The following is a 24,208-nucleotide window of genomic DNA, read 5'->3' as shown; positions in this document are numbered from 1 at the left end:
ACACTGATAGACGCTTAAATAGCATGATTGAGTAAAGTAGCTTAACCCTAACTGAGGTTATAGTACCTTGTTAAGGCATTGATTATAGGAAATTAAGTAAAGTAGTTTGCCTTATTCATTACGCTTTTTTATATCTAAGTGCTGCATTTTAACATCAACCAACCTTAGCATCATATAGCAATAAACGAAGCACTGTATATACCAATAATTCACAACAAATAATAGCTGCTGTAATAGATAACACAAAATCAACGCTAACCTTCAAAGCTATGTAATGCATCAATCATCCCTGACAGTTTGTGCTCAATATTTTCACCAAGCCATATCTTCAAGACACGACCAGATTCAGAATCGAGCAATGTTTGAGGTAACCCCCCATTTCTGTTGCTTTTCAATAAAAAAATGTAGAACAAGACGTGTTAATTTATCCTTGGTATGGTTAATAAAATAAGCAAATAAAGCCCGCAATTTTTGATGACTTTATTTTAATTGATGAAGTCTTATTTATTAGCCCTTAGGGTGATAATACAACGACGTTATATCAGGTCACTTATTGCTCCGAAATATCCGCAGGGTTGATTAATTTATGTAATATAGGGCTTGTAGTTGTATAAAGTGTCGCAACACGCTTCGATGTATCCATGGATTGCTTAATGGCAAAAGCGGCTAATGCTGCTTCATGAAAGCCACTCAAAATCAGTTTTCTTTTACCTGGGTAATAGTTAATATCTCCAACCGCATAAATACCAGAAACTGATGTTTGAAACTTTTCAGTATCGACACAAATTTGATGATGATTCATCTTTAACGCCCAATCCGCGATAGGACCAATTTTGGGTGAAAGACCAAAAAATACTAATAAATGATCAACATCTACGGTTCTTTTAATACCAGAAGATTGCACAATAAGTTTATTAAGGACATCACCATCTTTTTTGTAATCAACAACCTGTCCACTTAAAAATTGCATTTCATGATTATCACAGAGCTTTTCCATGCTATCTATACTCGCTTGAGATGCTCTAAAGTTAGTGGTTCGATGGATCAAGAGCACACTTTTTGCGATAGGCTGCAGTGTCAACGCCCAATCAAAAGCACTGTCACCGCCACCTAAAACAACAATATTTTTATCTGTATATAAATTTTTATCTTTTACCCGATAAAAAAGCTGACGGTTTTCAAATGCTTCAATACCTTTAACTTTTAACCGTACGGGTTCAAAAGCCCCACTACCTGCAGCGATTATAATTGCCCGACATTTCACCGACATACCTTTATCGGTTTTTACCCAGAATAGCTGCTCACTGACTTTATCTATTTCAATAACTTTATTAGATAGTAAATATTTTGCTTGAAATGGCGATGCCTGTTTTGCTAAACCATCAATAATGGCTTGAGCTGACGCGACAGGAATAGCTGGAATATCATAAATAGGCTTATCAGGATAAAGCTGAGAACACTGTCCGCCCAGCTCTGCAACACTATCTATTACTACCGCTTTTAATCCCTGTAAGCCTAATTCAAATATCTGAAATATGCCAACAGGACCCGCGCCAATAATGACAACATCCGTTGCTAAAGTTTTCATAGCGATAATTCCTTACTTTAGTGAGACTAAAAAAAGATACATTTAATATGTACCTTAATATACATTTGATATAATATACATGTCAAATGTACATTACGGGTATTTAACATATGAATATTTTTCAGAAATTAATTGCTCTCTTAACAGCGGTTGAAACCAAAGATACCAGTAAGAAGCCCGCAGATTTGATGCTATATTCGCTTACCGATTATCAAGAATCTAATCTGGAAAACTATCTATCTGGTTGTTGTCTAAGCAATATTTATTAAGCATGAACAAATAGCAGTTACAACTGCTAGCAATTTGACTTGGTAACTAAGCAACAGAGTTTTTACGCTTAACTAGCAATAAGCAAAATTAGTTGACCACTACTAACAGGTATCTTAAAGTTTGCTCGAAACTGAGGTGCATAGTATGCCAGCCAGCAATGACATAGGTTGTCTGAGGTATTACTGCACAAAAAGGAAATTATATGCACTTAACACGACATACTGACTACGGTATGAGAACTCTTATTTACCTTGCTCTTTTGCCAAGCGGTGAAAAAGCCAGTATCGATAAAATCAGTACTTTATATGACATTTCTAGAAACAATGTTAATAAAATCGTGCATCAACTCGGCAAAGCCAATATCATCGAAACTCAGCGTGGTAAAGGGGGCGGCTTTTTCCTAAAATTGCCTCCTGAAGAAATAAATATTGGTGAGATGGTTATTTTGCTGGAAAGTACACTCAACATTGTTGATTGCGAAACACAAAAATGTTTAATTTTACCTGCCTGTAAATTTAAGCAAATCCTTAATGACGCCACAAGAGCTTTTATTGACAGCCTAAAGGCATATACCTTAGCCGACTTAATGACAGATTCACAAGAGGACCTTATTAAGTTATTTAAACTATCAGTGTAAATAACTTATTTTAGCAGCGCTGGACTTCCCATTCATTAATCCGTAAATAGTAAACACTTAAATTTTTTGAACTTAATGACATGCTTAAAGATACTTGACACCTACCAGTTATTTTATGCCTGTTCTAGGCATCTGTGAGAAACATCGTAAATGAATTTAACTATTTGCATGTTCGTTAAAACAAATTAAACACTTCGTTACACTCCTCCCTAAAATCGCCCAACAAAAAACCATAACACATTGTATTTATTACAAAAATATATATGGCTCAATATCTGCTTAAAGTAAATACTCAATACGAAATAACTCGTGTAAATTTTATTTATAACACTAAAAATCAGGAGAGTAATATGGGTCCTACTGCGAACAAAAGTCGCTTTTTGATGCCCTTTGCGCTGAGCCTTTTCTTAATCACGGCAAATTCTAACGCTGAGAGCGTTAGGTTTGGAAATTTGCCAACCGTAAAGGTCGATGAAGCAAAAGCGGCGCTAGGAAAACGTTTATTTTTTGATGCAAGACTTTCAGGCGATACATCCACATCGTGTGCAAGTTGTCACCAACCAGACAATGGATTTTCAAGTAAAGAAGCATTATCCCCTGGTTACCCCGGAAACAATCTTTTTAGAAATGCACCTACATTAATTAATACAACATTCAAAAAAAGTTGGATGCATGATGGCCGAATAGGTACAAACCTAAATGATGTCACTCGTGAAATGATCACTGAAGATTACATCATGAATATGGACATGCGATTAATGCAAGAGCGTATTAAACAAGATCCTATATATATCGAAATGTTTAAAGAAGCAGGATATGGAGAACCCTCAAACGGCAGTGTTCGAAAAGCAATTCCTGAGTATTTGAAAAGCTTAGTGAGTTCAACAACCCCTTTTGATACCTATAAGATGACTGCAACTGCCAAACGTGGTTTTGAGTTATTTAAAGGCAAAGCTGGTTGTTCAGGCTGTCATAACGGACCTCTCTTCTCAGATGGTAATGCATACAATACTGGGGTTCCTGAAAACTTGAACATTTTTACTGATGTCTCTCGACATCAAGCATTTATCGCTTTTAACATGTTTATGGGTAATGAGAATTATATGAATCTGAAAAGAGATGTTGGTGCTCATGTCCGTTCACATAAGGCTGATGGCAGTGATATTGGAAAGTTTATGGTGCCAACTTTACGTGAGTTAAAGTATACCGCGCCTTATATGCATAACGGTATGTTTTCTAGTCTTGAAGAAGTTGTGGCCTTTTATAATGCAGGTGGCGAACAAGATAAAAACAAAGATGAACGTATAAAGCCACTGAACTTGAGCAAACACGAACAAATGGCGTTAGTCTCATTTCTAAAATCACTTTCTAGCGACACCCCTTTAACGACAGATAAGCATGTTTGGACGAAAAGCGATTATAACTATGAAGTCATTTCTAATTGGCTAGATGTTAAAAATTAGGTGGGAATAATAATGAATACAAATAAAGTAAGAAATAGACTGAGTAAAACTTGTTTTCTAATATTGCCATTGATGTTAACTGCTTGTAATACCAATACTTCTGTTGCAGCACCAATGCCAGAAAACATATCGAATAAAAAGGTAAGCAACAAAAATAATGATGTTGACCAAGCACTAGTTAAATTAATTATAGATGCTAAAGCAACAAGAAAAATTCCTAAACAAGAAAACATTAACTTGGCTGGTAAAGTTTACCCAGCATTAGCGCCTTTAGGTCCAGTACCTGAGCCTAAAGATAATCTAATGACACCAGAAAAAGTTGAGTTAGGTAAGATGTTATTTTTCGACGGAAAGCTCGGTGGAAATACTTCAACACCATGTGTTTCATGCCATTTACCTGAAACTGGTTGGGATTTTCCTGCCGACATTTCAATGGGGTATCCAGGAACTGTTCACTGGAGAAACTCACAAACTATAGTTAATTCAGCCTATTATGGAAAACTATTTTGGGCAGGTTCGTCCAAGTCATTAGAGGCACAAGCCAAAGGTGCAGCAAAAGGTGCTGTTGCTGGAAATGGTGAAGATGATTTGATGGAAGCTCGTCTAGCGCTTGTTCCTGATTATGTTAAACGTTTTAAACAAGTCTTTGGTGATGATTGGCCAAAAGTTAGCAATGCCTGGAAAGCTATCGCGGCTTTTGAACGCAGCTTAGTACAACGTGATACACCGCTAGACAATTATTTATTAGGTGATAAACAGGCACTAACTGAAGAGCAAATCAAAGGTAAGACTTTATTTGAGGGAAAAGCACAGTGTATTGCTTGCCATAATGGTGCCTTAGCCAGTGACGAAGCTTTTTACAATATTGGCGTGCCAAGTAACAAGCGCTGGGAAAGTGACTCCTTAGCCCAAATAACTTTCCGTTACGAAATGTACGCTAAAGGTTCTAATGAAACATTATATCGTAGTGCTAAAGCAGATCCTGGAGTCTACTTTCGTGGAAAAATGAAAGATATGAAAGGAGCTTTTAGAACGCCATCATTACGGTACACCAAGTATACGGCGCCTTACATGCACAATGGTACTTTAGAAACTATGGCAGATGTGGTTGACTTTTACGATCGCGGTGGTATTGCCGAAGATGGAAGAACTTCAGGTTACGCACACAATAAAAGCGAATTAATTAAACCGTTAGGATTAAATCAACAAGAAAAAGCACAACTACTAGCTTTTCTAGAGGCTTTTTCAGGAAATAAAATTGGTCTTACTCGTCCTGACATTCCAGACTATCAACCATTGTTTACCGAACAAGAATTGTTGGAGGCAAAAAAATGAGCACTATAAATTCAGATAAACTCGACTCAAGAGATGACGCGATTGAACATGGCAAGTGCATGGTGTCTCGTAGAGAATTCTTAGTTTATTCAGGTGTAGCAACAGCAACAACTATGGTTGCAGTTTCACTTTTTCCTGGAATTGCTAGCGCTAGAGAAATCAATGCAAGAGTTACAGGGTATCCACGTAAGAAAATTGCGACGATGAGTCAACTAAAAGATAATAAAACCTTTGATTTTAACTATCCAGATAACGGCCCTAATTCACAAGCTATGCTCATTAAAGCGGGTATTGAGTGTGGAGGAGGTGTTGGTAAACAAAAAGATATCGTCGCTTTTAGTTATATGTGCACACATCAAGGTGGTCCTTTAATGGGATCATATAAAGTAACTGGTGAACATCGCACAGTAGGTCAATGCCCTTTGCATTTATCAACCTTTGATATTAGACGTCATGGAATTATCGTTTCAGGACAAGCTTATGAAAGTTTGCCACAAGTGTTATTAGAGGTTGATGGTGATGATATATACGCTGTAGGCGTTATGGGACTGCTATTCGGTCGCACAGACAACTTGATGTTAGGATAGGAGAACAAAAATGACTACTAATTTTTATATTCCAGAAGATCACGCGCCTTTACCACCAAAATCAGCAGAAATAATCACTACAGCCTGTGATTATTGCATTGTTGGCTGTGGTTATAATGTTTATCGTTGGCCACTAGAGGTCGCTAATGGCGGCGTAAAAGCACACCAAAATGCATTTGGGGTTGATTTCCCGACATCAGCGCTACAAGCATGGGTAGCCCCCACACAACACAACGTAATTATGCATGAAGGGAAACCTCATAATATCATTATCATTCCCGATAAAGGGAATAAACACATCAACAAAAATGGTGATTCGAGTATGCGCGGTGGTTTGTTAGCGCAAAAACCCTATAACCCCAAAACAGGAACCCGCGATCGTTTAACTCAGCCACTACTTAGGATTGGAGGTCAATTACAACCAGTTCCTTGGGGTTTTGCTCTTGATATTGCCGCTGAAGTTGGAAATCATGTAAGGAAAGTGCATGGTGATAATGCATATGGAGTAAAATCATTTTCGTATCAATATATTGAGAATACTTATGCGGTAACCAAATATGCATTACGTCACGTAAACACCGCAAATTTCAGTTTTCATGATACCCCATCCGACGTTACATCAACTCCTGGTTTTCGAGATGCTGGTTTTGATAACTTTGCCCCTGCTTACGATGACTGGGCTAGTGCTGATACTTTAATGGTGTGCGGCACTGACCCTTATGAAACTAAAACGGTTTTATTTACACAATTCATGATGCCGGCAATATTATCTGGTATGAAAACAGTGATTTTGAATCCACGAGAAACGGCCGGTATAGCTTTTATGAAAAAGCATGGAGGTTTGCACTTGGATGTTAACCCTGGTTCAGATAACTTAGTTTTAGGTGCCATATTAAAAGTTATTATGGAAAATGGTTGGCAAGACAAAGAGTGGATTGATAAGTGGGTTAACAACCAATGGGAGTCAAATTCAGGCTTCGGGCAAGGTACTCGCAACACCCCTTGGCAATGGCGAACAACCTGGGGGAAATTCCAGACAAAAGGTTATGAAGACTATAAAAAATGGGTATTTGAACAAAAAGAATATGACCCAAAATATGCGGCTGAAGTTGCTGGAATAGATATTGAAAAAATTTATAAAGCAGCTGAAATGCTGGCGAAACCGAAAGCAGATGGCACACGTATCAAATCATCAATTGCCATTGAAAAAGGGTTTTATTGGTCAAATAATACCGGAAATACCAACGCAATCAGTTCTTTGGCTACCATAATTGGAGCAGGTGGTAGAGCAGGACAGGTGATTGGACGATTGGGCGGGCATCAACGTGGTGGTTTAGGTGGAGGTAAATTACCACGTAACAAATCACCAGAGAAAGTACCTGGTCGTCGTCGTAGAGCACTTGATACTGACCGTTGGACTTATTCAGGACATACGCGTTTTGCTCATGTTATTGGCACGACGTGGATTCAATCAATGTGTGGTACTCAAGGATTACAGAAAAAGTTCTGGGAACTTGTAACTAGAAATCCTCACCAAGTATATACCTATGATAAAAAAGAGATTATTGAAACGCTCAAAAAACGTGCTGACTCTGGAGGTATGGTGGTAATTAACCAAGATATTTACCTTCGAGATCCCATAGGTGCCAAATTTGCAGATATAGTGTTTCCTGCAGCTGGCTGGGGTGAAGAAGATTTTATCCGCGCCAATGGTGAGCGTCGCTTAAGACTTTATCAAAAATTCAATGACGCACCAGGCCAGGCAAAACCTGATTGGTGGATCATTAGTCAACTGGCAAAACGTATGGGGTTTGATGGTTTTGACTGGAAGAACTCGAATGATGTTGCCGAAGAAGCTTCACGTTTCTCCCGTGGATCACGCAAAGACTTTCATATGGTTAAAATTGCCGCTCACAAAGAGGGGAAAACCTTACATGAAAAACTACGAGAATTTGGTACTGATGGCATTCAAGGACCTGTATTTTATAATTATGATACAGGTAAATTAGTTGGTACAAAACGTTTGCATGATACCGAATTAATGCAAGACAAAACACGTTTAAAAGAGATGGGGCTCGAAAATGGACCTAAAGGGGCAAATGTCTTAGGTAAAAAGTTAACTCACTTTAACAGTCAAACCGGTAAAATCAATCTACAGAAACACCCTTGGAATCTTTTTTCTGACTTCTATGAATGGATAACGCCCAAGGAAGATGAACTTTGGTTTTCAAATGGTCGTATCAACGAAATTTGGCAATCTGGCTTTGATGATGTCGAACGACGTGCATATACCATTCAACGTTGGCCTGAAAACTGGGTAGAAATCAATCCTGAAGATGCTAAAAAGCGCGGAATTGAATCTGGCGATCAAGTCATGATGTACTCCGATCGTGTCGCTGCTTTTAAAGATACCATTCTAGGTGTACACGGTAATGACTTTCAGTTCAGTAGTCTTATGAAGAATGGTCATATTGAGTTGAGCAAAGCCGCAGTAACAGCTGTTGCTATCGTCACACCTTGCGTTAAAAAAGGTGTGCTTTACGCTAATATGATGGATATGCGCCAACCAAGCAATTCATTAACAGCCCGTGTTGTAGATCAGATTTCTGGTAACTATAACTTCAAAATGGGTGTTGCTAACATTCGAAAACTAGGAGAGAGTAAATATAAATCTGAATTCCGCAGTTTTTCATTTGCTCCTAGAAATATCGTTTAAATCATTTATGGGGAGTTAGCTCCCCACAATCTACACCCTTTAGGGGAATAACATGTTAAATAAAAAACTCTTTTCCATCGGTGGAGTCTTTGCTGCCGCCTTAATTTCAACCACAACCTTGGCAGATGTACCATTAGATGACGGAAATAAAGTAAAACTTTTTGGTGATATGCGTATACGTGCTGAACGAGATGACAGTGAAAAGTCCAATGGCTCTGAACGCGATCGTGAACGTCTACGATATCGCGCTCGCTTAGGAATCAAATACGAAGTAGCAAACAATTGGTTAGGGCAAATGCGTATAGCAACTAACGCTTCAAGCCTTAATTCACCACATGTTAATTTTAGTACCGTCAAAGTCGAAAATGACAAAGTGGTAGGTGATGATAACGACGCAGATATCGGTTTTGATCAAGCTTTCATTGCTTATACTGGTGTTGATGATTTAACTTTAGTTGCAGGGAAAACGCCTCTTAATTTCATAAATAGTACTGAAGTATTCTGGGATGCAGATATAAACCCAACAGCACTTGCAGCAACCTATAAGGTAGGTAAATTCACTTTTAATGGTGCCTACGCTACGCTTGTTGAAGGCAATTGGAATGATGATATTGATGCTACGTTCGCTCAAGCTGTTTTCAATACTAATTTTGCACAAAGTGAATTACTACTAACGTTAGGTGGAGCTAAGGTAGATAGCGGTAATATTTTTAATGCAGAAAACTATTTTATGGCAATGGCTGATTGGAAAACAGACAAAGTCAGATTCATTACTGAGTATATTGTCTCGGACGCTGATATTGAAGATACTGCCTATACATTTCAAGCACGTTATTCATTTAATAATGGTTGGGGTATACGTGCTTATTGGTTACATGTTGAAGCCTTTTCAACCATCGGAGATGGTACAGTGTCGCAAGACGATTTTCCAAATCCAGGCAATACAGGTGTCTCTAATTATAAAGGCTATCGCCTACAACTTGACTACAATGTTAATCCAAAAGTCGCTATTGATTTACGTTTATATAGTATGAAGCGCTTAACAGACAAAGCGCTCCTTCCAGAGAGTATTAGTGATGCGATTTTCAATGAAAATGAGCGAACTCGCTTACAACTCAATGTTAATTATAAATTTTAACCATTGAAAGCTATTAATCAGTTCACTTAACGAATGAAAAAAGGAAATCTTTCGATTTCCTTTTTTCTTAATAGTGTAAGTATAAAATTTAACGAATCGTTAAATTTTATACTTACAACCAAAACGAACAAATTAATTGATTTATTTTTCAATAAGTTAGATATGTCATCAATATGGTTTGGTTCTTGCTGAGCATACTATATATAAATAAAAATCATCTGGAGAATTCATGATGGGAAGAGAAGCTGTAATAAGTAACTTATTAACTTGGCTCGACAAAGGTAATGAAGCTGACCGTTTTTACACAGTTAGAGCATTAGCAAATTTAAATGCAACAGAAACTAGCCAACAACTGATTGAACGACTAGGTGATGATGATGATGATGTTTGTACCGAAGCGGCGTTAGCGCTAGGTAAATTGGCTTGTAAAGACGCCATTCCTGTTTTAAAACAGGCAATGAGTAATCATGATTTAGGGGATGTAAGAATTGCAGCAACAAAAGCATTATCAAACATAGGAACTGATGATGCGCTTGATATCTTGCTAGGGCTTGCGCAGGAACGACCCGCTGGAATGGAAGAATATAACCTCGATGGCTGGGATGACTATTGGGATATTCAGCGCATAGCGATTATTGGTATTGGCGACCATCAAGTTTCAAAAGCAGTACCTGTGTTAACCCAGTTATTAAAATCAGAAAGTTGCCAAGATTTAGAACCAGAAATTTTAACAGCCTTAGCAAAAGCCGATCTAAAAGGAGTAGAGTTTCTTCTATCGATTTTAGCAGAAAGCTCAAATCGAACAATTAGACGTGCTGTAAGTGCCCTAGCGCAATGTAAAAGTGAACATTACGCACTTTGCTTAAATGAAATAGTTAAATTAATAAGCCACCAAGATGCCCATGTAAGATTAGCCGCTTGTCAAACGTTAGGTCATTTTTCTTTGTACGAAGCATTTGAGCCTCTAGCACACTGTTTTGCAGACACCGATACTGATGTCGCGGAGGCTGCAATTCTTTCCGTAATAAACATTGCTCGCTCACTTCCTGATGGCTTAAAAGCTATCTCCCCACACATGCTATTATCGATAGCGAAAGAAGCTAATGACAATGCCTGTAAAGCACTATTTAAAATTGCAGGTGAAATGTCGGCTTATGCTGATGAAATGACAGCGGCAGATTATAAATTTTTAACACAATTTATAACACACTCGGATGAAGAGCTCATGTTATTGGCAGCAAAATTGCTGTTTAATAAAAATAATACTTCTTTTCAGGATATATTTATTGAACTGATTAGTAATAAAGCGTTATCAAGCCATATTCGTCGAGATTTAATTCAATACTATGCTATACATATTAAAAATGATGAAGTAACTCTCGCGCCAATAATTAGCCTATTAAATGAAAAAGACAATGTTGTGAGAACCGCAGCATTGGAAGTTATTGCAAAAACGGCAAAACTCCCTTTTGATGATGAGTTTAACCCTGCCGAATGCTGTTTGTATCACTTAGTTATCAATAAAGAGCTCCCCACTCAAGCTACGAGTATGGAGGCATTATCAACAAAAGAAATAAAAATAAACAATAATATAAAAGCTGAGCAAGTGATCCCAGTAACAGTTATTGAAACAGATACCATTGAAAATAACGATACTATTGATAATTTGATGTCTGAAATAAAACAAGATATTGGCAGCCAACCTGAAATTGAACTTTCAGAAGATACTCCTGTAGTCACTTCAACTTTGGCTGCTATTGGTGCTACGGCGATTAATGAAGCAATTAATCCCGCGGCAAAGGAAATAGATCAAGATCAACGCTTACGTCAATTATTAGAAGAACAACCTAAAGAAATGGTTGAGTTCAATGGCATCGTTGAAGAACACCTACAAAGTGGAAACAAACTAGGTTATTCAAGAAAGAAAAATGCTCGTATTGCTATAATCAATAATCAGGTTCTTGCTGCTCAAGCACTCGCTTACTACCCAGTAAAATCGACTGTACAGCTTATTTTAGAAAGTTTAAGGACCCCTGATATTGAACTCAATATCGCTTTATTAACGGCCCTTAATCGAATTGTTGAAAATGATCTTAAAATTAAAGGTCTAAGTAATATAGTCGGTATTTGCTCAACGTTATTATTTGGAGGAAATGAGGAGATTCAATATTTGGCAGCTAAAATATTAGGACAATTGAAACATCGCCAAGCAATTCCAGCTTTACAAGATGCTTTAGCAAACGGAGATCAAAATGTCCGTATTCAATCAATTCATGCTTTGGGCGAATTAATTTCTAAAAAAGCCAAGCATATTTCTGCTCAACAGCATGTGGTGCGCGATGAAAACAAAGATGAAAGTAGAGATGAGAAAAGCATTCGATTAGTGATAGCCTGTTTAGATGATCCTGAATACGGTGTTCGAAAAGCAGCGGTTATATTTATTCAAAACCTTAAAATTCCTCTTATCGAAAAACTTGTCGATACCGGTTGTGTTGATGGTGGTGTTTTAGCTGGAACTGTAGGTAAAGCTTTAAAGGTTATTGATACAGTCAAGGCTACTAAAGTGATATTATCTCGTCTATCTTCTAGTGAAGAATTTAGTCAGCGCAAATATTTGTTTAATCAATTGGAATATCTCTATGGAGTAAGTCAGTTTTCAACAGCTCAATAACTATTAGTGCACATTTTTTATCATAGCTGTTTCTCAATCACTACTATCTTAAATTTGGAGAAAATGATTTGGCCCATCGCCGTTTTGCTATTGCTTTAACAAAAATATTGCTACCAACAATCTTATTCATCAGCATTATTATTGTTGTCGATTATGATAGTACATTAGACAGTAAATGGCAGTCTTTAATAAAGCAGCAAAAGAGCGCGGTTGAGGCTGGCCGCATAGCAATTCAAGCAGATCTTGAACAAGTTTTAGGAGACACTAGCGTCCTATCTTCCGGATTTCGAGTGTTTGACTATATAGACTTTAAGGCAGAAGAATCACTCAAAACACAATTTTTAAGTTTTAGTAAAAATAAACCTCGATATGTACAAATCCGCTTTATTGATAATAAAGGTATGGAGGTCATTCGAGTAGAGCGAAGTAAAAACGGTTATGCGCTGCCTATTCGCAAATCAAAATTACAAGATAAATCTTCTCGATATTATTTTAATCAAGCAAATAGCTTAGCTTACAATGAAAGTTATATTTCACCTATTGATTGGAATATGGAAAACGGAAAAATAGCTCAACCACTGACCCCTACAGTTCGTTTCGCAATGCCTGTATTTAACAGTTTTTCTCGACGACAAGGGGTGGTGGTGATCAATTATTTAGCAAGTCATTTAATTTCTCGTTTTATCGAAGCTTCCGGACTACATCAACAACAATTGTTTCTAATTAATGACAAAGGACAGCTACTCTATTTACAAGATAAAAGCTCTGGGGCTGAATGGGTCTTAGGGAAAATAAAAAGCTTAAAAGAAATATATCCTTCATTATGGCAGCAAGTTGAGAATGACTTACAAGGGCAAATGAAAGTTGACAGCGGTTATTATACCTTTACTTCGGTTAGATCTAAGACAAATGTTAAAAACACAGGAAATAATGATTGGATTTTAATATCTCAGTTGTTGCCTACTGAGTTAAATGTTACCAGACAAGAATTCTTTGACCATAGATTTCCTTTATATTCGGCAATTTTTGTAATTTGCTTCATTTTAAGCGTTATCTACACTCGAATAAAAGTCAGTCATCAAGAAACAATAAAAAGGACTCAATATGAGCAACGTTTTCGACAGATATTGGAAGGACTAAAATTAGCCGCAATTATTATTAGCCCCAATGGAAAACTAGTTTTTGTTAATCAATATTTTTTAACTCAATTAGGGTGTAAGAAAAAAGATATTTTAGAAAAAGATTGGTGTTTATCCTTTATGGAAAAAGAAAACATTCATGAACTAGCACAAGTATCTGCTCTCATTAGTAACCCTAAAGAACAACTTTCTCTAGAATTTAGAGTATCAAATAATCAAGTTAAAGGAAGAACTTACAAGTGGACATCTAGTTTTTTCACTGATATTAATGAAAGCCAAGAGTATTTAACTCTTATTGGGGATGATATTACAGATCAATTAGAGCTAGAAATAGAACGGAATAAATTGTTTCAAGTTGTAGAGCAAGCAGCTATCACCGTTATGATCACTAATTTAAAAGGTATTATTACTTATGTTAACCCTAATTTTACTGACATTACTGGATATAGTAGTTCAGAAGCCTTAGGCAGATCCCCTTCCTTTTTAAAAACAGTAAAAACAGATGCTAATACTAATACTGAAGTTTTATGGAAAACTATAGAAAATGGCGGTATATGGCATGGAGAATTTTGTAACCGCAAAAAAAATGGCCAAGAGTATTGGGAGGCAGCAACAATCTCTTCAGTTAAAAATAAACAAAATGAAAACATTGCTTATATTGCAGTAAAGCGTGATATTACCGAAGAGAGAAGATTGTCGTTAGTGCTGCAAAAGGAACAAGAAAATAAATTAAAACATGAGCATGATGCTGTTGTTGGTCGAATGGCTTATATGATTGCGCACGATTTAAGGAACCCCTTATCTTCTATAAAAATGACTATGCAAATGCTTCCTCAACAGTTAGCCGATACCAAACCTGAAATTATAGAGCTAACTGAAATATCTTTAGAGCAGATTCAATATATGGAGAATATTCTTACTAGTTTGCTCGCGTATGCTCGTCCGGATAAGAATAAGCATCAATGGCTTGAGCTTGGAAATATCATTCAAACGGTGTTAGACAGTGAGCTTAAAATCGAAAAATATAAAACGGTAAACATTAACTATGACACTGAAAATGACTTACCTCAATTACATGCAGATGTGACTAAAATGAGGCAAGTTTTTCAAAATTTAATTGTTAATGCAATTGATGCAGCCCTAATCGATAAAAATAACACTCCCAGAGTAGATATTTCTATCGGGATGGTGATGATGGCATCAGGTGAAAAACTAAGAGTTATCATTAGCAATAACGGTGAAACTATTGCTCCTTTTATGGATAAAAAAATATTCGAACCTTTCTTTACCACAAAAGCCAAGGGTACAGGTTTAGGTTTAACGATAGTGAAAAATATTATTAGTTATTATAATGGTGAGATAACATTAAAAGCTCACCAGGATGGTGGAACATATTGTACTGTAATTATCCCTATCCACTCAAAAAGGATTAATAAAAATTAAATGTTAAAGAAACTATTAATAATTGATGATGAAGTAGCGATTTGTAGAACGCTACAAATATACTTTAAAAGTCAATCTTTTGAGGTTCATATTGCACATGATGCGCAAACAGGTGAAAAACTAGCCTCCATAGTAAACCCTCATGTTATTATATTAGATATTTGTATGCCGGGTAAAAGTGGCTTAGAGCTTTTACCTAGCTTAAAATCTCAGTTACCTGATAGCCATATTATTATGGTGACTGCATTTCATGATATGGAAAATACCATTGAAGCAATGCAACAAGGTGCTGATGAATATATTCATAAACCTATTGATCTTAATGAAATCAATACTGCTGTTAACAGAGCGATGATGGTATGCGCAAGAAAACGTAAAGATATTATCACCATAAATAATGTAGAACTTAATCATGAGAACCAGAAAAAAATGGTTGGTGGTTCTAAAGCAATGCTTGAAGTTTTTAAAACCATAGGCCGCATTGCTCGTACACCTACAACGGTACTCATTACCGGTGAAAGCGGCACAGGTAAGGAAATGGCCGCTCGCGCTATTCATACTTCTAGCCAAACACCTAAAGGACCATTTGTCGCTATAAATTGTGCCGCTATGGTTGAAAACTTAATTGAATCTGAAATGTTTGGTCACATGAAAGGCGCTTTTACTGGCGCTATCTGCAATCAGCTAGGTAAGTTTGAACTTGCCAATGGTGGTACAATTTTTCTCGATGAAATAGGTGAACTTTCACAAACGTTACAAGCAAAACTGTTGAGAGTTCTGCAAGAAAAAGAATACACCCCTATAGGAGGTAAAGAAACAAAACATACCACTGCACGTGTACTATCCGCAACTAATAGAAACTTACTTGAAGAAGTTAAGGCTGGACGTTTTCGCGAAGATTTATATTATCGCCTACAAGTCATCAATTTGAACATGCCGCCACTGCGAGAAAGAAAAGAGGAATTATTTCAACTAATTTCAGTGCTACTCGCACAAATAAATAGTCAACTAAATCGAAATGTTACCCAATTAACTAAAGAAGTCATGGTTGCGTTTCAAAAATATTCATGGCCAGGTAATATTCGAGAATTAGAAAACTTATTAACTAAAGCCGTTACGATCACACATGGTTCAATAATTAGTTTGGATTTATTGCCGCAACTAATTAATGATGATCGAAATATTTGTATTTTTACTGAAGATGTAGAGCCTCAGAAAGACAGAACTGTTCAGAAAAATGAAGATACATTGATGGATATAGAAAAACGGCATGTTATTAAAGTATTAACACAAACAAATTGGCATAAAGGAAAGTCTTGCGAACTTTTAGGCGTATCACGCCCTAGGTTACAACGATTAATCATTCAATATAGTTTACAACAACCTAGATCATAAGCTATTGTAAACATAGACTTATTGAATGGCATATAAACAATCAAACTATTTACTGCTATTTTTTTGCCTCTAATGAATTTAAATAAGCGGTTATAAATATTCAATATTTTTCTCAGTTAAGCTTGCAACCGTACCGTACATCACTGCGGATTGTCCACCCTTGCGTTGCCCTGTTTTATAACTGCTTAATGCGGATATTAAATAAACAGCTTTTTGTCCGGCAAGGTTTGGATATTGTTGATTCCTAGCCATACCAGTTTGCCCATGACTGCCTGCGCAAAGCGTAGATTTTTGCTATCCTTGCGCTGCTATGTTTCCATCAGCATAACTAAATAAAGAACAAGATAATACTTCCTAAATCGGATTAAAATCAAATAAACACACTTTTCACACTCACATAAAAAAAATATAACACTATTAAATCAATCTATTATAACTTCATATTCAAAAAAATATAATAAACTAACATACCTAATACCAAGTTTATTAAGTTTGTTCCTACTCAGCGCTTACCAAGGGTGATTTTAAAAACATTACAGGCCATGCTATTGATTTCTATAAGGTTCTCACAGGGGCATGAGTCATTAGAGCAACGCAGGAGCAGTTATCGAGAATAACCATTATCTTCAACTAATGCCTTGCCAACATGGATGTTGGTGCTTAGGTTCAGTCTGGGGCTGTGAACCTGTGCCGCTAAAGCTTTTAAATTTCACTGAGTGGGAAGAAACTTAGTAAAGTTGCTATCACTACTACTTAATTCAAAAAACCCGACTACGAATTGACAGTACAAGCTGTTAATTCGTAGCCGGGGTTTTTAGACTGAATGCTATATTATCTAGACAATCAGCGGGAAACGTAGAGCACTTGCCTAGTGAACACATTAATATAAATTTTCACTATAAATTTTCTTCGGCAAATGATGCCAATCGGCTGCGTACTACACCATTTAAATTGATGGTACTACTACCAGGAAAGTCCTTAAAACGCTCAACAATATAAGTTAAACCTGAAGTTACTGCGGTTAAATAATTACTATCAATTTGTGCCAAATTACCTGAACAAACTAACTTGGTGCCTTCACCGCAACGGGTAATAATGGTCTTTAATTGTGAAGCGGTAAGGTTTTGACATTCATCAAGTAATACTAAGGAGTTCTGAATACTGCGGCCACGCATAAAGTTAACCGACTTAAACTGAATATTAGCTTTGTCCATAATATAATTAAGGCTGCCATTCATATTCTCATCTTGTTTGTGCAGTACTTCTAATGAATCGGTTATCGCCGCAAGCCAAGGTGCCATTTTCTCTTCTTCGGTACCCGGTAAAAAACCAATTGATTCCGCTATTTCTGGTGTACTACGGGTGACTATAATCTTATCGTAAAGCCCGCGTTCTATCACTTGTTCTAACGCTGTGGCTAATGCTAACAAAGTCTTACCGCACCCTGCTGGTCCTGTCAAAATGACTAAATCAATGGTCGGATCAAGTAAAGCATCCATCGCCATGCCTTGATAGATGTTTTTCGGGTGAATGCCCCAAGCCTGTTTTGCCATCAAGCGCTCACGGCTCAAATCTGTTATTGCTAAGTTCTCATTATCCCAGCCAGTCACCTTAGCGGCAAAGTGTTCGCCTTCATCAATCAAATATTCATTCATGTAACGGTTAGGTAAAACATCACGTTTAATATAATGAGTCGTATTGCGCCCTTCCGTTTCACTTTCACACTTCTCAACATGTTGCCAAAAATCACCTGAAAATTGATGATAGCCTTTGGTTAAAAATTTAATATCATCAATTAATTGATCACTGCGGTAGTCTTCAACAAAAGCGAGGCCTGCTCCTTTGGCTTTTAAGCGCATGTTGATATCTTTAGTGACTAGCACAACCTTATTTTTAGGATTTTTGGATTGCAAATAAATAGCGCAACTAATAATGCGGTTATCATTTTCATTGAAAGACAATTTAACCTTACTTTCCTCTAAGGCGTAATCATTAAAAATAGACAAACAACCACTGGGGTGTAACTCATCATTTTGGGGTAATTTAACCCCCGCAAGTACTTGCTCAGGTGAGGCATTAACCAGAATATCTTCAAGCGCTCTGATCGCTACTCGCGCATCACGACTGACATCTTTCTGGCGGTCTTTGATGGAGTCGAGTTCTTCTAATACCGTCATAGGTACCACGACATCATGTTCTTTAAAGGAGAGAAAAGCGAAAGGTTCGTGAAGTAATATATTGGTATCTAAAACATAAATAATTTTTACTGCTGTCATATGAAAGTCCTTTACCAAGTGAAGGCCCCACAGCATGCTTGTTATAAACTGCTGCTAGAAACCACAAAAAGTTGATAACTCATCTAACCAAAAACAATTTAATTACCTGTTTGTTCTTACCATTGTGCTTACAATCATAAAAACAGCTCGCGCTACTAAGCTTATAACTACTTTGACAGTTTATTTTCCTGTAAGCAAGTCGCTTTATTAAACAAAGTAACATCCATGGCATTTTAATGACAGCAGCGAGCTCAGCTATCTGCGAATAGATATTACTAACAAGGCTCAGTTAAGCCTTCCGTACTACAGCGTACTGAATTTAAGGAATAAAAATTATAAACAGCTGATAATTAAACGCATTAAATATAGTAAAGGCTTTTTACTTTAACTAGAACTCAACTCACACAGAAACGCTAATGGTCATGATTGCCAAAGTAAAATTCAATTCTATAAGTTTTAATCAAAAAAAGTGCCCTTTTCCGGATTTATTTAATGATCACTTCTATGATTAACGATACTATAGCGCCTTTTTTTTGACATGTATTTATTACGCGAATTATTGAATTGGAGTTTTTTCTATGACATTTTACCCTGGGCAGCGCTGGATTAGTGATAGTGAGTCAGATCAAGGACTAGGTACCGTTACCGCAGTCGAAGGTCGTTTTGTTACTATCGTGTTTACGGCAACTGGGGATGCAAGACAATACGCCATAGACAATGCACCACTCACGCGAGTTATATTTAATGCTGGCGATAGTATTCCAAGCCATGAAGGTTGGTCACTAACCGTTGAATCTTTCGAAGAGAGCCATAATTTACTGACTTATTTTGGTGTTCGACAAGATACCGGAGAAGCTAGTTCACTAAAAGAAATGATGATTGATCATTTTATTAAATTTAATAAGCCTCATGATCGGTTGTTAAATGGTCAAATTGATCGCCTTGATTGGTTTCGTTTACGCAAAGATTGTTTGCATCATCAATTTAGCCAACAACAATCAGATTTAATGGGCCTTAGTGGTGGTCGCGTTAGCTTGATCCCACATCAATTATATATTGCTGAAGAAGTCGGCAGTCGTTTTGCGCCACGTGTTTTACTCGCTGATGAAGTTGGCCTAGGTAAAACGATTGAAGCTGGTTTAATCATTCATCAACAATTAGTTACAGGCCGTGCCAAACGCGTACTGATCATAGTGCCAGAGTCATTAATGCACCAATGGTTGGTGGAGATGTTACGCCGCTTTAACTTACCCTTTAGTATCTTTGATGAAAGTCGTTGTGAAGAAACCTCAAGTAACGACGAAGGTGAAAGCGAAAATCCTTTCAGCTCTGAACAATTAGTACTTGTTAATCTTGGCTTTATTACTAAAAATCCACGTTGGTATGAAGCGCTTATCGAGGAAGAATGGGACTTAATGGTTGTTGATGAAGCCCATCATTTGAGCTGGCAACAAGACAACGCCAGTATTGAATACCAATGTATTGAGCAATTAGCGCAAACCATTCCAGGCGTATTGTTACTTACAGCAACACCAGATCAATTAGGCCATGAAGGTCACTTTGCCCGTTTACGATTACTTGATCCTGACCGTTTCTTCGATTATCAAAAGTTTACCGAAGAAGAGCAGCATTACACCGAAGTTGCTGATGCGGCCAATACCTTGGTTACTACTGAACCATTAGCTAACGAACAAGTCGCCACATTAACCACATTGTTAAAAGCAGCTGACGTTAGTACTTATATTGCGGCAATCAATCATCCTGAAGAAGATCAGCAAAAAAATGCTCGCCAGCACATTCTTGATCAATTGCTAGACCGTCATGGTACAGGTCGTATCTTGTTCCGTAATAGCCGCAATACGATTAAAGGCTTCCCAGGTCGTGAATTACATGCCACGCCACTTGCTATGCCAGAAGCCTATCAAGAGTCGATCAATGAACTCTTGTTATCTGGCACTGCTGAAGACTTAAAGTCACAAGCACAAGCGAAGTTTATCTTCTCTCCAGAAACCCTATTTAGCCTAGACAGCCACGAAGATTGGTATGACATTGACCCTCGCGTTGAATATTTAATTGATTTATTACAATCGCTTAAAAAAGAGAAAGTATTAGTTATTTGTGCCCATGCCCAAACAGCAATTGACTTAGAAACAGCCCTTCGTGTTAAAGAAGGTATGCGTGCTGCGGTATTCCATGAAGGTTTAAGCATATTTGAACGCGATCGCGCTGCCGCTTACTTTGCACAGGATGAAGATAGCGCGCAAGTATTGCTCTGTTCTGAAATAGGTAGTGAAGGCCGTAACTTCCAGTTCGCTCACCACTTGGTATTGTTTGATTTACCACGTAACCCGGATTTACTTGAACAACGTATTGGCCGTTTAGACCGTATTGGTCAAACTGAAACTATCCGCATTCATGTGCCATATTTTCAAGATTCAGCACAGAGCTTATTGTTTAAATGGTATAAACAGGCTTTAAATGCTTTTGAGCACACTTGTATTACTGGTCATGCTGTTTTTCAAGCCTTTGGCGATACTTTGTTTGACCTTGCACTTAGTGCTAGCTGGGACTCTAACGAGGCAGAACAGCTGATCAAGCAAAGTCATGAAAAGCATATTGCTATCAAGCAAGACCTGGAAAATGGCCGAGATAAGTTATTAGAATTACACTCTTCTGGTCAAGGTAAAGCACAAGCCTTAGTTAAAAAAATAGAAAAATTAGATCAACAAATTCATCTGCCACAATTTATGTTTCAATTGTTGGATGTTTTTGGTATTCAACAAGATGATAAAGCAGATAACGCGATTGCATTGCAACCTTCTGAACATATGCTGTGTACAAACTTCCCTTGTTTGCCTGAAGATGGCGCAACGATTACCTTTAATCGTCAAACCGCTTTAGCCGTTGAAAACTACCAACTGATCACTTGGGATCATCCAATGGTGCGTGGCGCTATGGATTTGGTCTTATCTGATGAAATTGGTAACTCAAGCATCGGCCTATTAAAAAATCCGGCACTACCTGCGGGCACATTTTTCTTAGAGTGTATATTTACCTTAGAAGCTATTGCACCAAGCAACTTACAATTAGGCCGTTATTTACCGACAACGCCTATTCGTATTTTGGTTGATAAGAATGGTAATGACCTTGCCGATAAGGTTAGCGAAGCAGTATTAGATCAGCAGTTATCACCGGTCAAGAAACAAGTGGCTTTACAATTAGTTAAAGCGCTGAAAAGCCAAGTTTCGCCACTAGTGATTAAAGCAGAAGCCCATGCTGAGCAACAAATTGCCACTATTCAACAAAAAGCATTAGTTGGCATGCAAGTCGCCATGGATGAAGAACATCAGCGCTTAACGGCATTAAAAGCTATAAACCCTAGTGTTCGCCAGCAAGAAATTGACTTCATTTTGATGCAAAAAAATGCTTTAGCTGAATATATTGCTAAAGCACAAATTAAGTTTGAAGCTGTACGCTTAATTGTTGTCAGTAACTAGCACTAAAAACTTATGACAAAGCCCGGTAACACTAGCATTTAGCTAGCCATCGGGCTTTTATTACCCTACTATTTCATCTTAATAACAACTTGACGATAAAAGCTAAATTAATATTAACCTGTTTATGTTTTTAATCTAGATCAAGCTAAAAATTTAGTCAGCTATTCAACAATACGACTCAACAACTTCTAAGGAAAATCAACATGGGTGCTAACCCTGACTTTATTTATCAGCCTCCCATGACCCCCTATCTTGATATTGTGTATCAAGACAATGATATCGTGGTGTTAAATAAACCCAGTGGCTTATTAACGGTACCGGGACGTTTACCTGAGCATCAAGACTGCTTACAAAACAGAGTGTTAAAAGTCCTGCCAAGTGCAACGGTGGTGCATCGATTAGACATGGCAACATCAGGTATTATTTTAATGGCCCTTAATAAACCTGCGCATGTTGCTATTAGTCGTCAGTTTGAAAAAAGATTAACGCAAAAAAGTTATATTGCTCGAGTTTTTGGTAAAATTGCTGAGAGCCAAGGCTCTGTTAAAGAGCCTTTAATTTGTGATTGGCCGAACAGACCAAAGCAAAAAGTTGACTATGAACATGGCAAAGCCGCACTAACGCACTATAGCGTATTAAGTTATCGTGAAAATGATGATGATCACATCACAACGTTGGTAGAACTAACCCCTGTAACCGGCCGTTCTCACCAACTGCGTGTGCATATGTTATCTCTCGGCCATCCGATACTTGGTGATCGACTTTATGCTCATGAGCAGGCACTAACGTGCAGTAATCGTTTGCAATTACATGCAAAAATGCTACAAATCAGCCACCCTGTTACAGCGCAAACCTTAACGTTTACCAAAGCCTGTCCTTTTGACTAAAACCATTAACGGTGAGTTTAAAGAAATAACGGTTCTTGTCGATAATAAGTGTATATACTTTCTCACCTGCCTTAGGAACCTTGCTTTTTATGTACTCAAAAATACAATCGCTATTATTCTTCGTCATGTTAACTGCCTTATGCTTAGCCATAAACAGCCCTGCATCCTTAGCGTTTGTCAGTGCTCAAGAAGAACAAGCCGCAAAGACTAATAAGGATACTGAAGACCTCAATAAAGCCAAAAAAAGCAGTGAAAGTAAAGCAGTAACAGATAACCCTGACTCGACAAAATCTGATAACGCGGCGCATCAACATCAAGCTATTATCAAGGCACCTATTGATGCATTTACACAACAGCAACAAGACATTGAGCATTATTTAGCAACAGAAGAAATTAGCTCTTTACTTGTTGGTAGTGAAAAATACCTTATCGCAACCAATAAACACACAACGGCGATTAATAAGGGCGTTATGGTGTTAATTCCCGACTGGCAACAAAGCATAGCAACACCTAACGCACTGAACCAATTACGCGAAGAAATCCCCAAATATGGCTGGACCACAATTACCTTACACCCTCCCCATAAACCTAATAATTACCCGTCACAAGCCTTACTAGCGGCAGAGCGCAAGACTGAAAACAGCGAAAGTTTAACCCGCTATAGTAAAAAGCTTGCTGATATTATGCTTGCCGTTATCGAACAAGCAAAAGGCTATCCTGGAGTTATCATTATCGTTGCCGAAGGTAGTCATGCCGCTCTATTGCTCGATGTTTATCAACAAAATTTACTTGCCACTCCTAGTGCAATAGTCATGCTCAGCAGCTATATGCCAACCATAGCAGCGAACAATAAAATAGCCCAACAACTTGCCGTGACCGACTACCCAATACTCGATTTATACTTAAAACGCGATAACCGCTTAGTGCTTGCCAATGCAAAACTGAGGAAAGACTCGGCAAAAAGAGAAATGAAAGTCTATTACCGACAAAAACAATTAAACAATCGGGTAACAGGATATTACCCCAAAAAAACCTTAGCAAAAGAAATTATAGGCTGGCTTAGCTCAGTAGGCTGGTAGTTTGGTTAATGCTGCTTAAGCAATGAGAAAGTTATTAAGCTCATAACAAGCTAAGCTGTATGTTATAAAATTGATAACATACAGCTG

Annotated in this window: 15 protein-coding genes; 12 read left to right on the top strand and 3 right to left on the bottom strand. The window is 37.5% G+C overall.

Annotated features, from left to right (window positions below; translation table 11 throughout):
* Nucleotides 1-550: 550 nt before the first annotated feature.
* Nucleotides 551-1,588 carry an NAD(P)/FAD-dependent oxidoreductase gene (locus FGD67_RS13920; RefSeq protein WP_257171733.1) on the bottom strand — a complete coding sequence of 346 codons (1,038 nt, stop codon included), beginning with the start codon at nt 1,586-1,588 and terminating at the stop codon, nt 551-553.
* A 472-nt stretch (nt 1,589-2,060) separates the two neighbouring features.
* On the opposite strand from FGD67_RS13920, the gene FGD67_RS13915 reads away from it, so the two are divergent.
* The 9 genes from FGD67_RS13915 (at nt 2,061) to FGD67_RS13875 (ending at nt 16,382) form a co-directional block, all read left to right on the top strand.
* Entirely contained in the window at nt 2,061-2,495 is a 435-nt protein-coding gene (locus FGD67_RS13915) for an Rrf2 family transcriptional regulator (protein WP_257171732.1), read from the top strand.
* Between the two features lie 452 nt (nt 2,496-2,947).
* The gene (locus tag FGD67_RS13910) at nt 2,948-3,958 is read left to right on the top strand and encodes a cytochrome-c peroxidase (protein ID WP_257171731.1); all 1,011 of its coding nucleotides are present in this window, start codon (nt 2,948-2,950) and stop codon (nt 3,956-3,958) included.
* A gap of 12 nt (nt 3,959-3,970) precedes the next feature.
* The gene (locus tag FGD67_RS13905) at nt 3,971-5,293 is read left to right on the top strand and encodes a cytochrome-c peroxidase (RefSeq protein ID WP_257171730.1); all 1,323 of its coding nucleotides are present in this window, start codon (nt 3,971-3,973) and stop codon (nt 5,291-5,293) included.
* Entirely contained in the window at nt 5,290-5,880 is a 591-nt protein-coding gene (locus tag FGD67_RS13900) for an arsenate reductase (azurin) small subunit (RefSeq protein WP_257171729.1), read from the top strand. Before FGD67_RS13905 ends, FGD67_RS13900 begins: the two co-directional genes overlap by 4 nt.
* Nucleotides 5,881-5,890: 10 nt before the next feature.
* A complete protein-coding gene (locus FGD67_RS13895; RefSeq protein ID WP_257171728.1) occupies nt 5,891-8,596 on the top strand; it encodes a molybdopterin-dependent oxidoreductase in 2,706 nt (901 codons plus the stop codon).
* A 52-nt stretch (nt 8,597-8,648) separates the two neighbouring features.
* Nucleotides 8,649-9,734, top strand: coding sequence for a putative porin (locus tag FGD67_RS13890; RefSeq protein WP_257171727.1), 1,086 nt, complete (start codon nt 8,649-8,651; stop codon nt 9,732-9,734).
* A 229-nt stretch (nt 9,735-9,963) separates the two neighbouring features.
* A complete protein-coding gene (locus FGD67_RS13885; RefSeq protein WP_257171726.1) occupies nt 9,964-12,405 on the top strand; it encodes a HEAT repeat domain-containing protein in 2,442 nt (813 codons plus the stop codon).
* A gap of 68 nt (nt 12,406-12,473) precedes the next feature.
* Nucleotides 12,474-14,987: a PAS domain S-box protein gene (locus FGD67_RS13880; RefSeq protein ID WP_257171725.1), complete on the top strand. Its 2,514-nt coding sequence runs from the start codon at nt 12,474-12,476 to the stop codon at nt 14,985-14,987.
* On the top strand, nt 14,988-16,382 hold the full coding sequence (locus FGD67_RS13875) for a sigma-54 dependent transcriptional regulator (RefSeq protein ID WP_257171724.1): 1,395 nt from the start codon (nt 14,988-14,990) through the stop codon (nt 16,380-16,382). It begins immediately after the preceding gene.
* A gap of 90 nt (nt 16,383-16,472) precedes the next feature.
* Here FGD67_RS13875 and FGD67_RS13870 read toward each other — a convergent pair whose 3' ends face one another.
* Nucleotides 16,473-16,634, bottom strand: a complete 162-nt coding sequence (locus FGD67_RS13870; RefSeq protein ID WP_257171723.1) for a hypothetical protein — start codon at nt 16,632-16,634, stop codon at nt 16,473-16,475.
* Nucleotides 16,635-17,278: 644 nt separating this feature from the next.
* On the bottom strand, nt 17,279-18,658 hold the full coding sequence (locus FGD67_RS13865; protein ID WP_257171722.1) for a PhoH family protein: 1,380 nt from the start codon (nt 18,656-18,658) through the stop codon (nt 17,279-17,281).
* A gap of 578 nt (nt 18,659-19,236) precedes the next feature.
* Here FGD67_RS13865 and rapA point away from each other — a divergent pair.
* The 3 genes from rapA to FGD67_RS13850 all read left to right on the top strand — a co-directional run bounded on the left by rapA (nt 19,237) and on the right by FGD67_RS13850 (nt 24,121).
* Complete coding sequence (rapA, locus tag FGD67_RS13860; protein ID WP_257171721.1) at nt 19,237-22,155, top strand: RNA polymerase-associated protein RapA; 2,919 nt, start codon at nt 19,237-19,239, stop codon at nt 22,153-22,155.
* Nucleotides 22,156-22,358: 203 nt separating this feature from the next.
* Complete coding sequence (locus FGD67_RS13855) at nt 22,359-23,042, top strand: pseudouridine synthase (RefSeq protein WP_257171720.1); 684 nt, start codon at nt 22,359-22,361, stop codon at nt 23,040-23,042.
* Nucleotides 23,043-23,131: 89 nt separating this feature from the next.
* On the top strand, nt 23,132-24,121 hold the full coding sequence (locus FGD67_RS13850; RefSeq protein WP_257171719.1) for an alpha/beta hydrolase family protein: 990 nt from the start codon (nt 23,132-23,134) through the stop codon (nt 24,119-24,121).
* Nucleotides 24,122-24,208: the final 87 nt, after the last annotated feature.

Source organism: Colwellia sp. M166 (assembly GCF_024585285.1).
Lineage (GTDB): Bacteria > Pseudomonadota > Gammaproteobacteria > Enterobacterales > Alteromonadaceae > Cognaticolwellia.
Note: the sequence above shows the minus strand (reverse complement) of the source record. Positions and strands in the feature narration are given on the sequence as shown.